The sequence below is a fragment of the Thalassococcus sp. S3 genome (assembly GCF_004216475.1).
In the GTDB taxonomy this organism is placed as follows: Bacteria; Pseudomonadota; Alphaproteobacteria; order Rhodobacterales; family Rhodobacteraceae.
On the sequence record NZ_CP022304.1, the window covers coordinates 49,509 to 63,579 of the forward strand.

At 59.9% G+C, this 14,071-nt stretch carries 13 protein-coding genes; 12 read left to right on the top strand and 1 reads right to left on the bottom strand.

The features are described from left to right. Positions 1-113: 113 nt before the first annotated feature. The 4 genes from CFI11_RS23585 to CFI11_RS23600 all read left to right on the top strand — a co-directional run bounded on the left by CFI11_RS23585 (position 114) and on the right by CFI11_RS23600 (position 5,351). A complete protein-coding gene (locus CFI11_RS23585; RefSeq protein ID WP_130410176.1) occupies positions 114-1,952 on the top strand; it encodes a nucleoside-diphosphate sugar epimerase/dehydratase in 1,839 nt (612 codons plus the stop codon). A 196-nt stretch (positions 1,953-2,148) separates the two neighbouring features. Further along, positions 2,149-4,266, top strand: a complete 2,118-nt coding sequence (locus tag CFI11_RS23590) for a YjbH domain-containing protein (RefSeq protein WP_254449119.1) — start codon at positions 2,149-2,151, stop codon at positions 4,264-4,266. After that, the gene (locus CFI11_RS23595) at positions 4,263-4,946 is read left to right on the top strand and encodes a YjbF family lipoprotein (protein WP_130410178.1); all 684 of its coding nucleotides are present in this window, start codon (positions 4,263-4,265) and stop codon (positions 4,944-4,946) included. The genes CFI11_RS23590 and CFI11_RS23595 overlap by 4 nt, the downstream gene beginning before the upstream one ends. Before the next feature lie 126 nt (positions 4,947-5,072). Beyond that, positions 5,073-5,351 (top strand): hypothetical protein, encoded by a 279-nt coding sequence (locus CFI11_RS23600; RefSeq protein ID WP_130410179.1) that lies wholly within the window; start codon positions 5,073-5,075, stop codon positions 5,349-5,351. 64 nt (positions 5,352-5,415) lie between these two features. Here CFI11_RS23600 and CFI11_RS23605 read toward each other — a convergent pair whose 3' ends face one another. Continuing rightward, the gene (locus CFI11_RS23605) at positions 5,416-6,291 is read right to left on the bottom strand and encodes a sugar kinase (RefSeq protein ID WP_130410180.1); all 876 of its coding nucleotides are present in this window, start codon (positions 6,289-6,291) and stop codon (positions 5,416-5,418) included. Positions 6,292-6,503: 212 nt separating this feature from the next. Between CFI11_RS23605 and CFI11_RS23610 the strand changes: the two genes are divergently transcribed. The 8 genes from CFI11_RS23610 (at position 6,504) to CFI11_RS23645 (ending at position 14,071) form a co-directional block, all read left to right on the top strand. Next, positions 6,504-7,508 (top strand): LacI family DNA-binding transcriptional regulator, encoded by a 1,005-nt coding sequence (locus CFI11_RS23610; RefSeq protein WP_130410181.1) that lies wholly within the window; start codon positions 6,504-6,506, stop codon positions 7,506-7,508. Positions 7,509-7,624: 116 nt separating this feature from the next. Continuing rightward, positions 7,625-8,728, top strand: coding sequence for an ABC transporter ATP-binding protein (locus CFI11_RS23615; RefSeq protein WP_130410182.1), 1,104 nt, complete (start codon positions 7,625-7,627; stop codon positions 8,726-8,728). Between the two features lie 16 nt (positions 8,729-8,744). Further along, positions 8,745-10,073, top strand: coding sequence for an extracellular solute-binding protein (locus CFI11_RS23620; RefSeq protein ID WP_130410183.1), 1,329 nt, complete (start codon positions 8,745-8,747; stop codon positions 10,071-10,073). A gap of 166 nt (positions 10,074-10,239) precedes the next feature. Then, the gene (locus tag CFI11_RS23625; protein WP_174843533.1) at positions 10,240-11,115 is read left to right on the top strand and encodes a carbohydrate ABC transporter permease; all 876 of its coding nucleotides are present in this window, start codon (positions 10,240-10,242) and stop codon (positions 11,113-11,115) included. Continuing rightward, positions 11,115-12,050 (top strand): carbohydrate ABC transporter permease, encoded by a 936-nt coding sequence (locus CFI11_RS23630; protein WP_130410185.1) that lies wholly within the window; start codon positions 11,115-11,117, stop codon positions 12,048-12,050. Before CFI11_RS23625 ends, CFI11_RS23630 begins: the two co-directional genes overlap by 1 nt. Beyond that, positions 12,050-12,778 carry a cytochrome b561 domain-containing protein gene (locus tag CFI11_RS23635; RefSeq protein ID WP_254449120.1) on the top strand — a complete coding sequence of 243 codons (729 nt, stop codon included), beginning with the start codon at positions 12,050-12,052 and terminating at the stop codon, positions 12,776-12,778. Before CFI11_RS23630 ends, CFI11_RS23635 begins: the two co-directional genes overlap by 1 nt. Further along, positions 12,738-13,658: an SMP-30/gluconolactonase/LRE family protein gene (locus CFI11_RS23640; RefSeq protein WP_130410186.1), complete on the top strand. Its 921-nt coding sequence runs from the start codon at positions 12,738-12,740 to the stop codon at positions 13,656-13,658. The genes CFI11_RS23635 and CFI11_RS23640 overlap by 41 nt, the downstream gene beginning before the upstream one ends. After that, positions 13,658-14,071, top strand: a complete 414-nt coding sequence (locus CFI11_RS23645; protein WP_130410187.1) for a heme-binding protein — start codon at positions 13,658-13,660, stop codon at positions 14,069-14,071. Before CFI11_RS23640 ends, CFI11_RS23645 begins: the two co-directional genes overlap by 1 nt.

Sequence of the window (14,071 nt, forward strand, 5' to 3'; positions counted from 1 at the left end):
AATTGTGCTGATATAATGATAGTGCGGTGGGCGAGCCGCTGGTTTTCGGAGTGGGACAGAATTTGCTGCTCAATTTTGTAAAGTCGCTGACGCGATCTCAAAAGCGCGCGATTATGCTGGGTTTCGATCTGGCGTTGGTGCCTCTGGCGCTTCTTTTCACCTTTGCAATTCAACCCGGACTGGGCGGTATGACCGACGCTGCGTTCGAGTATGCGTTCGTTCTGCCTTACCTGATGGTGATCGCGGCCGGTCTGTCATTCTGGTTGGGCATTTGTTCGGTTCAGTTGAACGCCTATGACGGCAGCGCCGTAGGCATGACAGCGATCTTTGCTTGCGCGCTTTCGGGCTTTTCCTTTCTGCTGTCGAGCCTCGCGAGCCTCACGCTCGATCCATCGACACACGTCATATTCGGCATCAGCTTCTTTGTGTTCTCAGCGGTCAGCCGCGCCGTCCTGTTGCAGGTTGTGCTGGCCATCTACCGCAGATCGTCGCCACATTGCCGCGTACTTATCTATGGCGCCGGAACGACCGGCACGCAGCTTGTGTCGGCCTTTCGCGCACATGAGACGATCACGCCGGTGGCTTTTGTCGACGACAACTCCGCATTGCAGGGTTTGGATGTGGCAGGCCTGCCCGTCTATACCCCGGTGCGAATCGCTGAGATTGTGAAAGACAAAAAGATCGACAGGGTGCTGCTGGCCGTGCCGTCGCTGAGCCACCCCAAACAGGCCCAGATTGCACGTCGCTTGCAGAAGATGGGCCTTGAAGTTCAGACGATCCCGTCATTCTCGCAATTGATCGGCGAAGAGGCCCTGATCGACAAACTGAAGCCCGTACCACCGCAGAATTTCCTGACCCGCCCCGAAGTGGCGGCAACGCTGGGCGAGGGCAGCGAGTGCTATCTGGACAAGGTGGTGCTGATCTCGGGCGCCGGGGGGACGATCGGGTCGGAACTGAGCCGACAGGTGCTGGATTGCCGGCCCCGCAAGATCGTTCTTTATGAGTTGAGCGAACTGGCCCTTTACACTGTCGATATGGAACTGCGCCAAATGGCGAAGGGGATGGATGTCGAAATCGTCCCGGTCCTGGGCTCCGTAACAGATCCCCGACAGGTTCGGCAGGTGTTTGCGGATCATAGCATTCAGGTGGTTCTGCACGCCGCGGCCTATAAGCATGTGCCGCTGGTCGAATCGAATCCTTTGGCCGGACTGGCCAACAACGTGTTCGGCACACAAACCCTGGCGAAAGAGGCCGCAGATGCCGGTGTCGAGCGAATCATCCTGGTTTCCTCGGACAAGGCAGTGCGCCCCACAAATGTCATGGGCGCGTCCAAACGCCTGGCCGAGCTGGTGATCCAGGACTTAGCCACGCGGGTGCCGAAAGGCGAGGGGCCGATCTATACGATTGTCCGCTTTGGCAACGTGCTTGGATCCTCCGGATCGGTCGTGCCGCTTTTTCAAGAGCAATTGCGGCGGGGTGGGCCGATTACGGTGACGCATCCCGATGTCACACGGTACTTCATGACGGTGCCGGAAGCCGTGAAACTCGTCCTCAAGGCCGGAGCCATGGCCGAGGGAGGCGAGATTTTCGTGCTCGATATGGGCAAACCGGTGTCGATTATGCAGCTGGCCCGGCAGGTTATCGAGAGCGCGGGATATTCCGTCAGGGACACCGCCAACCCCGATGGCGATATCGAAATCACCATCACCGGGCTCAGGCCCGGCGAGAAGATGAGCGAAGAGCTGACCTATTCCGGCAACCTGATCGGAACCCGCCACTCCAAGGTCTTCGCCGCTCAGGAAGGCCGTCTGTCGGAGATCGAAATCGCGTCGGTTCTTCGCGCCTTGCGCCATGCGCTTGCCGCGAGCGACAAGAAGGCTGCGATCGATGTCGTCACGCGTTGGGTAGAGGGATATCATCCCCAGGTCCCGGCAGGACGCAAGACCTCCTGAACGCGCCGCTTTATGTGGCTGGGAAGCCGCGTTTACGCAAGGTAGCGCTGACATCGGGTATTTGACCTTGCAGCGCCGCAAGGGAGCGTGATCTAAACCGTTTTGGGATGAATAAACTGGGATGGGTAAGACAGTGTTGCGACTGAAACAAAGACTTCGGGCCGCGCTTTTACTCCCCTCCATTTTGCTCCCGGCGATGGCCACGGCCCAAACCGCCGAGGACGCGCCAAGTTTCAAACCGCTTCCACCACCCACGTTGAACTTCTACGGTGCGCCCGGTCTGATTGACATGCCCTCGGGCGAGGCAAGCCCGGAGGGTCAGTTCACGGCCACCGTGTCTTACTTTGGCGGGACCATCCGCAACACGCTCAGCTTTCAGGCGACACCGCGCATTTCGGCCAGCTTTCGTTATATCGGGATCCAGAACTGGAACTCCGACGGCTTTGACACCTACTACGACCGCAGCTTTGACGTTCGTTTCCTCCTGTTCCGGGAAACGCGGCGTTGGCCCGCCATCACCCTTGGCTTGCAGGACTTTGTGGGCACGGGCATCTATGGCGGCGAATACATCGCGGCCACCAAGACCTTTCAGGATGCAAGCGCTGGCAGTTTTCGCCTGCCGGGTCGGCTGAAGATCACAGCTGGTATCGGGTGGGGGCGTCTGGGCACCTCCGGCAGTATCGGATCGATCTTCGGGGATGAGCGCCCGCGCTTTGACGCCTCGCAAAGCCTGGGCGGCGAGCCCGCCTATGACGCGTGGTTCCGCGGGCCGGCCGCGCCGTTTGCGGGGATTGAATGGGCGCCAAACGATCGCTGGGGCTTCAAGGTCGAATATTCGTCCGACGCCTACGAGCCCGAGACGGTGCAGCGCAACGTGTTCGAGCGTAAGTCCGATTTCAACTTTGGCGTGGAGTATCAGTATTCCGAGCGTCTGAGGATCGGCGCGTATTACCTATACGGGTCCGAAGTCGGGATCATGGCGAATTTCCAGCTGAACCCGAAGGATCCTGTCACCCCGCTTCAGGTCGCAGCGCCGGATCCGGTTCTGATACGTCCGTCCCGTCGGGCCAATCCACAGGCCTGGTCAACGGATTGGGCGCAAAGCGCGGCGGCCCCCACCACGGTTCGGGACGCGCTTGCGCCGGAACTGCTGGAGCAAGGTCTGATACTGGAAGCCGTCGATGTGCAGGCCACGTCGGTCGAGCTGCGGTTCCGCAATACGCGCTACCTTTCGATGTCAAATGCAGTTGGGCGCGCGGCGCGCACCTTGGCAAACATCATGCCGCCATCGGTCGAGACATTCCGGATCGTTCCCGTGAATGGCGGCCTGGCGCTGTCGACAGTCACCATCCGGCGGTCTGATCTGGAGGCTCTGGAATATGACGCAGACGCCTCCGATGCGATTGCCGCTGTCACAGGTGTCACCGATGCGGGCCGCCTGCCACGAACGGCCGCCTTGGCAACCGACCCCTATCCTGAATTCAATTGGTCGATCGGACCCTATTTCAGGCCGTCCTATTTCGACCCCTCCAACCCGGTCCGTTTCGATCTGGGGATCGAGGCATCCGCCTCTTACCGCTTTGCGCGCGGCTGGGTGATCGGCGGACGGATCTCACACCGCCTGGCAGGCAACGTGGATGGCGGGCGCGAATCCAACTCGGTGCTGCCCAGGGTCAGAACGGATGGCGTGCTTTATGCCCGCGGGGCGGATACCACGCTGGATCAGCTCTACATCTCAAAGCAATGGAAGCCGCGCCATAACCTCTATGCCCGTGTATCGGCAGGGTATTTCGAAAACGTGTTCGGCGGTATATCGGGCGAGCTTTTGTGGAAACCGGCCTCAAGCTCCCTGGGGATCGGGATCGAGGCGAACTATGTCAAACAGCGCGATTTTGATCAGCGCTTTGGTTTCCGTGACTACTCCGTCGCGACAGGTCACGTGTCAGCCTACTATGATTTCGGAGGCGGATATCACGGCCAGATCGATGTCGGTCGATACCTGGCCGGTGACATCGGCGCCACGTTCACGCTCGACCGTCAGTTCGACAACGGTTGGCGGGTTGGAGGCTTCTTCACCCTCACCGATGTGTCATCAGAGGAGTTCGGCGAGGGCTCGTTCGACAAGGGCATTCGCTTCTCGCTGCCTGTAAATTGGTTCATCGGCACCGAATCGCGGCGCCGGGTCAGCACGACGGTCCGTCCGATCCAACGGGATGGTGGCGCGCGCCTGTTCGTGCCGGGTCGTCTTTACGAACAGGTTCGGGAAGGGCATTTCGATGCGCTGGACGGCCAGTCTGCGAGGTTCTGGGAATGAAGCGGACATATTTGATGGCTCTGGCGGTTGCAGCTTTCGCGCTGTCCGCCTGCTCCAGCAGCGATGAGCAGGGATCGACAACGATCGCCCTGATCCAGACGCTCCAGGAGACGATTGTCACGCGATCACGTGCCCGTCCGGCCCGTCCGGCTTTGACCCGAGACCTGATCAATCGGGTACCCGGTCCGGTTCTTGAGGTTGTTCGGGAGCAATCAGATGGCGCCCCCTCTTTCCTGTCTCCGGTGGCGCGCCGAACCGATTCTGGCGTCGGTGAAGTCGTAACCTGGACGGATTCGGCCACGGCGACGCTCACCTTCCGCTCCGATCTGCTGATTGCGACTCGCGGTCTTGGAGGTGACATCCTGTCAAGCGAGGTGTCCCCAAGCATCGCAGCACTCAGCAACCGGTCGGGCGGGGGACAGAGAATTCATTTTGTTCGGGCAGAGGACAACAAAAAGCGCCGCGTTTCTTTTGCATGTACGGTCGCCGATCAAGGACCCGAAACACTAAATATTGTGGGGCTTGTTGTCCAGACTCGCCATATCCGGGAGGACTGCGTCGCCCCGTCAGGCCGCATCGTCAATGATTACTGGGTAGATTCGCGTGGTGGTCCGATTTGGAAGTCTAGACAGTGGGGCGGCCCGGTCATAGGATACTTCAACATTCGACGGTTGAAATAATGGGCACCTTGCCTTTTGGAGCTGGCAAAAATGCTCCAATACGCGGGCGTGAGGGGGTGTCTCTATTGCGTGACCTCACAGTCTATACTAAGTCTTCGGTAAACCGAGGTAGAAAGGGTTTTCACCATGGATAAATTGATTGCATTCGTATCGGGGCTGACCCTGGCGACCGCGACCGCCGTTGCGGCCGTGGCAGAGCAGCCTCTTCCCCTGAACAACACCGTGTCGACACAGAACGTCACACAGGACGATGACGAAACGGCAGGTCTTCTGCTGGGCGGCAACGAACTTGCCCCTGGTGTGGTTGCTGGCGCTGTTGCCGGCATCCTGGCCATCGCGCTGATCGCATCGGACGACGACGATCCGTCGACCACCACAACCACGACCACGACGACCACTCGTTAATCGGTCAACATCGGTTGGAGAAGTTTTGGCGGGCCTGAAAAGGCCCGCTTTTCGTATTTGGATGTTACCTCGGCAGGATCGCGCCGCGATGCTGGACGACCTGCAGGGCACATTGATGGGCGGCGACCAAAGCCTGGGCCTGATCCTGGCCAACCAAGTGTTGTGCGAGATAGGCGCCGTTAAAGCTGTCTCCGGCTGCTGTGGTATCGACCACTTTTGGCGCAGCGCCATAACTTTGATCGACCACCGCCCCCAGAGAGACCGGGCCGCGTGCACCTTGCTTGACCGCGCCAAGACATCCCATTGATTTGAACCGGGCGATCACCTGCTCGGCGCTCTCCCCAAAAAGCGCCATCTCATCATCGACGGAGGGCAGTGCAATTTTGGCCCTGTCAAAGAAAGCAGACATCGTCTCCCGAGCGACCTCGCGGCTCTCCCAAAGGGCGGGGCGGTAGTTGCTGTCAAAGGCAAAGGGCTGACCGGTCTCTACAAGGTGATCCAGCAAACCGGCACGGATCACCGGCGGCAGAATGGCGAGGCTGATGCCCGAAAGATAGACGAGGTCATAACCGACAAGGCCGGAGAAATCCGGCCCGTCCGGACCCTGAAAAAGCCGCCTTGCCGCGGACGACCCTCGCCAATACGAAAACGAGCGTTCGCCTGTCTCGGATGTCGAAATCGCATAGAGGCCCGGCATCGCTCCCGTCTCGACCTCGATCCGGTCAGTCCCGATACCTTCTGTTGCGATGGCCTCTCTGATCCGATCGGAAAAAGCGTCAGAACCCAGCCGAGTGATGTAATCCACTTCAAGATCAGGTGCGGCGCGTTTGAGATAGATCGCGGTGTTGAGGGTATCGCCCGCCACGCCGACATGGGCCAAATTGGCCTCGGCCATCGACAGTTCGATCATCGCTTCTCCGATGGACGCAACGCGGGTCATTCCGATAAGGCCTCTTCCGATCCTGGCTGAAGATATCCACGTGATAGCCTTGTTATCGGTAACAATTCAAGACAGGATAAATGATGTGCGTTCTGCTTTAACGTGCCTGACCCACTTGAGCCGGTTGGCGGCGCTTTGCATTTTTTGACCTATCACACTCGGAGTAAGACGGCCCTTTGTCAAAGCAAGCGAAACCAGGATCGCCCGTGACCATGCGTGATGTCGCCCGCGAAGCGGGCGTGTCGCGGATGACGGTCTCGCGAGCCTTGCGTGCGGACAGCCCCGTATCGCAGGAAACGCGGGAGCGCATCCTCAAGGTCGTGCGCGAGATGAATTACGTCCCGGATCAAATGGCCGGAAGCCTGTCGACCAAAAGATCGGGCTTTGTCGCGGCATTGGTGCCGTCGCTCAACAACCTGCATTTTGCCGAGACCATTCAGGCACTGACCGAGGAGTTGGAGGAGATCGGCCAACAGATCCTTTTGGGCCACACGGATTACTCCATGGAACGCGAGGAACAGCTTGTCGAGGCGATGTTGCGCCGACGCCCCGAGGCGCTGGTCTTGTCTTATGACGGGCATTCGGACCGCAGCGTCGAATTGCTGACCAAGGCCCGGATCCCGGTGATCGAGCTGTGGGAGAGGCCGCCGCGTCCCATCGGACATACGATTGGCTTTTCAAACCGGGAGGCCGCCCGGCAAATGGCCGAAGCGCTGATCGCTCTGGGATATAGCAACATCGCGTTTCTGGGCGAGGATGAGGATGACTGGACCCGCGGCGCGGCAAGGCGCGCGGGCTTTGTCGACGCAATGCAAGCCGCCGGATTGTCCACCGAACGGATCTTCAAGCACGGCAAACCGCCGATTTCGATCCAGGATGGCGCAGCGGTCGGTCCTGTCATACTCGAGCGGTTTCCCGAGACAGACTGCATCTTCTGCGTCTCGGATGCGTCCGCCTTTGGGGTGCAATCGTCTTTGATTGCGCAGGGCCTTTCGGTGCCGGATGACATCGGGATCGCAGGCTTTGGCAACTTCGAAGTGTCGCGATTCGCATCGCCCGATATCACCACGGTCGAGGTCGATTCGCGCGGTATCGGCCAGACCGCCGGGCAACTGATCGGAGAGCTTCTGGCGCTTGATGACGACGCCCCGGTGATTCCACGTCATCTGAGCGTTGACACCCGCCTGAGCTTTCGCGGCAGTACAAAAAAGTCCTAAGCTGCTGAAATCTATGGGGGTCGAAAGTGTTGCACTCTAATGTGTTACCGGTCACAATAAGTCTGTGACCGGTAACAAATGAACCTGTCACGCGATGAGGGGGGTGCGGCGCGACAATGCCAAGGATTCAACTGGACGACCTGACCAAGAGCTACGGCAATCTTGAAGTCCTGCACGGCATCGACCTGGAGATGGAAGACAACGAGTTCACCGTGCTTGTCGGGCCCTCCGGATGCGGCAAGTCCACGACGTTGCGTATGATCGCCGGGCTGGAAAGCGTATCGAGCGGCGAGATCTACATCGACGGAAAGCCCGTCAGCCATCTTGAGCCGAAGGCCCGCGATCTGGCGATGGTGTTTCAGGATTACGCGCTTTACCCGCACATGGACGTCGCACGGAACATGTCGTTTGCCCTGCGGCTGCAAAAGCGCCCGAAGGCCGAGATCGCCAAGAAGGTCAAAGAGGTGGCCGAGATCCTTGGCCTGACCGAATATCTGCACCGCAAACCAGCCGAGCTTTCCGGCGGGCAACGCCAGCGGGTGGCGATGGGTCGGGCCCTGACGCGCGACAGCGCGACCTTCCTGTTTGACGAGCCCCTGTCGAACCTCGATGCCAAACTGCGCGGCCAGATGCGGGCCGAACTGGCGCTGATGCGGCAGCGCGTGCAGAAAAACATGATCTACGTGACGCATGACCAGATCGAGGCGATGACCCTCGCGGATCGCATCGTGGTGATGCATGGCGGTTACATCCAGCAGCAGGGCACGCCTGAGGACCTGTTCAAACGGCCGGTGAACAAGTTCGTCGCTGGCTTTCTGGGGTCCCCGCCGATGAACTTTCTGAATGCCAGCATCGCCGAGAAAAAGGGCGGCACCTGGGTCTCCGGTGCGGGGTTTGATCTGAGGCTGGACGATGCGCACGCGGCCGCCGCGCGCACCTATGGCGCGGGCGAGGTGCTGTTGGGGCTCAGGCCTTCGGATCTGACCTACAGCCCGGACGCATCGCCCGAGACGTCGCTGAACCTCAAAGTGATCGTGTCGGAATATATCGGCGCGCAATCTGTGCTGCTGTGTGATTGCGGCGGCCAAAGCGTGATGGTCGAGCTGAAATCCGACACGCCGATCGCGCTTGGCGAGACCCTGACATTCGCGGTGAACCCGGAGGGCGTTCACCTTTTTGACCGGAAAACAGAGGCCGCGATCCAGCGGCCCAATCACTGACTTATGGGAGGATCCAATGAATAAGTCGTTCAAAGCAACCTGTGCCGGGCTTGCCCTTTCGGCGCTGATGGCAGGCGGGGCGCTGGCAAACCCGTACGAGGAATATGCGGGCACGACCCTGATCGTGAACTTCCCCGCGCATCCGCATTACAACGCGGCCATCAAGGTGCTGCCGGAATTCACCAAGCAGACCGGGATCGAGGTTGAGGTGGACCAGCTTCCCTACCTCAAGATGCGCGAACGCCAGACGCTTGAGCTGGCGCAGGAGGAAGGCGAATACGACCTGATCTCTTACGTGGTTTTCTCGAAAGCGGATTATGTCTTTGCCGACCAGCTTGAGAACCTCGCCAAGTATTTCATGAACCCAAAGCTGGCCGATCCGAATTATGACGCCGGCGATCTGATTGATGGCTACGTGGAAAACATCGGCGTCGCAGGCGGTTTCAAAGGCTATCTGCCGGGACCGACAGGATCGCTCTTCGGCATCCCGTTCGGATCGGAGACATCCGTTCTGGCCTACCGGAAAGACATCTTTGAAAAGCACGACATCCCGGCGCCCGAGACCTATGATCAATTGCTGGATGCGGCGTGCAAGATCCCCGAAGTTGAGCCGGGAATGGGCGGCATGGCCTCCCGCGCCGCGTCGGGCCACCAGGCCAGCCACGCGTTCCTGCTGCATCTCGCACCGCTTGGCGGGCGTGTCTTCGACGATCAGTGGAACCCGATCATCAACAACGATGCAGGCGTGCAAGCCGCCAACGCGTTGAAAACCATCGTCGATTGCGGACCCGAAGGCGCGATGAGCTTTGGACCGGCAGAGGCTGCGAATGCCTTCGCCAACGGCGACGCGGCGATGTTCCTCGATTCAATTGCCTTCATGCCCGGCTTTGAAAATCCGGAACGGTCGAAAGTGGTCGGCAAGGTCGGATACGCGATGCATCCCAAAGGCGTGCGCCGCGGATCACAAACCGGCGGGTTCGGGATCGCCATTCCCAAGAATGCCGAAAACAAAGAGGCCGCCTTTCTTCTGATGCAATGGCTGACCTCGAAAGAGGGCGATCTGATGGTGGCGATGCAGGGTGGAAACCCCTCCCGCTTTTCGACCTATCAGAATGCAGAGCTGAACGAGAAATATCCGTTCTCGGCCACGTTCGGCGAAGCGCTGAAATACGCCGATCCCGACTGGCGTCCGATCATCCCCGTTTGGGGCAAGATCAACGCCGATATCGGCACGACCATGTCCAAGGTGCTCACCGAAGACCTTGATATTCAGGATGCATTGAACGGCGTCGCCGAACGGACACAGGCCGTCATGGAGGAGGCCGGGTACTACACCTGGAAGTAATCCTCTCCAAATCCGGGGGCGCATATGCATGCCCCCCGGGTAACGACAAACGTTCCCCGTCAGACAAGGACGCCCGATCATGGCCGACACAGCCATCGGCACAGCTACGGACAGCAGAAAGGCCGCCCGCCGACGCAACCAGATTGCAAACCGGCTGACGCCTTACATGTTCTTGGCACCTGCCGCGATTATCATGGCGATCGCGCTGCTTTATCCGCTGGGCTATATGGTCTGGGGCAGCTTTCGCGACTGGAACCCCAGCCAGACCATCGGCGAGGCGGAGTTTGTCGGACTGCGCAACTACATCTTTCTGTGGAACGATCCGAACTTCCGGGAAAGCCTGGGCGTAACGCTGAAATTCGCGTTCTTCGTCGTCACCCTCGAGATGGTGATCGGCGTGGGCCTTGCGCTGCTTCTGGATCGCAACATCCGCGGCATGTCGGTTTTACGCACGCTCTTCATTCTGCCGATGATGATCGCCCCTGTCGTCGTCGGTCTGATGTGGCGTTATATGTATCATCCCACCTTGGGCACCTTTAACCAGTTTCTCGACAGCGTCGGATTACCCCGCGTCGATTGGCTAGGGGATCATGCCCTGATGTCGGTCATCATCGCCGATATCTGGCAGTGGACCCCGTTCATCTTCATCCTGACGCTGGCCGCGCTTCAATCCCTGCCGCGTTCGGCGCTGGAGGCGGCCCGGATTGACGGCGCGACGCCCTGGCAGCAGATCTGGCATATCAAGCTGCCTTTGATGATGCCGGTGCTCATCGTGACCTGCCTGCTGCGCCTGATCGACGCCTTCAAGGTGCTGGAGGTCATTCTGGTGATGACCGAAGGCGGTCCGGGCCTGTCCACCGAGATCCTGGCCCTTCGTATCTCGCGCACCGCGACGGAGTTCCGGGAACTGGGCGTTGCGGCGGCGATGTCGAACTATCTGCTGATGCTCCTGATGCTGCTGACACTCGCCATGTTCGCCTACACCCGCATCCAGGAAATGCGCGCCGCGCGTCTGCGCGCGCAGATTGAGGAGGAGGGGTGATGGCGCAGACCTACGAGAAACAGAACCCCGCGTTCTTCGTCCTTCTTGCCGTCCTGATCTTCATGGCGGTGGGGCCCATCGCGCTGATGCTGATCAACTCGTTCAAGCTGGATGTGGATATCATTTCCGGATCGACCGGCCTTCTGTTCCTGCCGACGATCCAGAATTACGAAACAGCGCTCTGTGATGTTCTGCCTTACGAGTTGGACCATCTCGACTTCTGCGCGGTGAAGTTTGGCGGGGCTTTCATCAACTCGCTGATCATCGCGCTGATCTCAACCGCTTTGACGCTGGTGATCGGATGTATGGCCGCCTATGCGCTGGTGCGGTTCAAGTTCATGGGGCGCGATACGGCCTCATTTACCACGCTGATGGTCCGGATGGTTCCGCCTGCGGTGCTTCTGGTGCCTGTTTTCGGTCTTTGGAACAATGAGTTCTGCATCGACAGGGACACCATGGTCGGTGAGTTGATCCGGGACACGTTCGGCGGACGCGGGGATGTCTGCCTGGCGGGGACCCATTCGGGGATCATCCTGATCTATGTCGCGATGAACCTGCCCTTCGTGATCTGGATCCTGCAAAGCTTTATCGTTCAAGTGCCCCAACAGCTTGAGGAAGCGGCCCGGATGGACGGGGCAGGGCCGTTCCAGGTGTTCTTTCTGGTCGTCCTGCCCCTGATCAAGCCGGGCCTTGCGGCGGCGGCGATCTTTACCTTCCGCGTGGCGTGGAACGAATACCTTCTGGCCTCGGCCCTGTCGGATCGCGACACCAAGACGGTGCCCATCCTGATCGTCAACAACATGTCCGAATTCAACGTCGAATGGGGTGTGATCATGGCAACCGGCATGTTGCTGGCAATCCCGCCCATCATTTTCACGCTTTTGGCATCGCGGCAGATCATCACCGGGATGACGGCAGGTGCGGTCAAGGGCTGATGTGGGAGTGGCTGGCACATCCCATCGACACAGGCCGCGCCCATGAGGTCGGGCTGGCCGTGTCCTGGCATGGCCGCGCGATGTTCATCGCCTGGGCGGGCCTGGCCCCACTGGCCATCCTTGTCGCCCGTTTTCTGAAGGTGCTTCCATGGCAGGATTGGCCCAGAGAGCTGGACAATCAATTCTGGTGGCGCAGTCACTGGATCGGGCAGGGCATGGTGTTTGTTCTGTCGATCCTCGGCCTTGTGCTGATCCTGTCGCATCAGGGCAGTGGCGCAGGGCTGCACGGGACGCTTGGATATCTGGTGATCGGCGGCGCATTGCTGCAAATCCTGCTTGGCCTGCTGCGCGGAACAAAGGGCGGGCCGACGGCTTTGGCACCGGATGGCTCGCCGCGTGGGGATCATTACGACATGACCCCGCGCCGCCGGATTTTTGAAGCGGTGCATAAGTCGCTGGGATATCTCGTTCTGATCACCGCCGCCGCGACGGTTCTGCACGGCATGTGGCTTGCAAATGCACCGCGCTGGATGTGGGGATGCACGGTACTGCTTTGGCTGGCTTTCGCGGCGCTCTTTGTCTGGCTGCAACGCAGGGGCTGGGCGGTAGACACCTATCACGCGATCTGGGGCCCGGACCCGATGCATCCCGGCAACCGTCCGGCGAAAGACAGGACAGGAGGACAGAATGTTCGGAGTGATCGAGGGAACCGGCTTCGAGGTCATTGACCCCGAATTCGACGATTGCCTGATCGGCCATGCGCGGGTCGAGCGTCTTTGGACCGGGGCACGCTGGTCGGAGGGTCCGGCCTGGTTTCCAGCCGGTCGCTATCTGATCTGGTCGGATATTCCGAACAATCGCATGCTCCGCTGGGATGAGACGGATGGCTCTGTCTCTACCTTTCGGGCAGCGTCCAACAATTCCAACGGCAACACGGTCGACCGGCAGGGGCGTCTGGTGACCTGCGAACATCTCACACGGCGGGTGACGCGCACCGAACATGATGGCTCGGTCACGGCGATTGCCGAACACTTCGAGGGCAAGCGCCTGAATTCGCCCAATGATGTCGTCGTCAAATCCGATGGATCCATCTGGTTTACCGATCCATCCTACGGGATCATGATGGATTACGAAGGCGAGCGCGCGGAAAGCGAAATCGGCGCCTGTCACGTCTACCGCCTGGATCCGGAGACCAGCGTCGTAACAGCCATGGCGCAGGATTACGTCAAACCCAACGGCCTTGCCTTCTCACCAGACGAAAGCCTGCTTTACATCGCGGATACCGGCGGCACGCATCTTTCCGGAGGTCCCGCCCATATCCGGCGCCATCGCGTGGCATCTGATGGCAGCCTCTCCGGGGGGGACGTGATCGCGGATTGCACAAACGGTTTCTTCGACGGGTTCCGGCTGGATCAGGCCGGACGCATCTGGACGTCTGCCGCTGACGGCGTGCATTGCCTGACCGCCGAGGGTCGGCTGATCGGCAAGATCCACATCCCCGAAATCGTGGCCAATGTCTGCTTTGGCGGGCCAAAGCTGAACCGTCTCTTTATCTGCGGAACGACCTCTCTCTATTCGGTTTTCCTGAATGTGAACGGGGCGCGGTGATGGAATATACCACTGAAACACGGGCGCTGACCAATGCCGCCACTCTCGCGATGCTGACGGCTGCGGTTGCCAAGGCCGAAGCCCTTGGTCAGCCGCAATGCATCGTGATTGTCGATGCCAGCGGCGAGCCTTTGGGAGAGATCCGCATGAGCGGGGCAAAATTTCTCAGCCGCAAAAGCGCCCGCGCCAAGGCACGCACTGCCGCCTCCATCCGCGCAGAGACATCGACGATCCCGGAAGCCGTTAGACCGCTCATCGCCGCCGCGACCGAGGGGGAGGTGACAGCGCTGGGGGGCGGCTTGCCCATTCGCATGCAGGGTCAGATTGTGGGCGGTATCGGCGTCGGTTCTGGCACGCCGGAGCAGGATATCGCGGTGGCGCGGGCCGCTCTGGAGGCCATCGGGGCCGCTTAG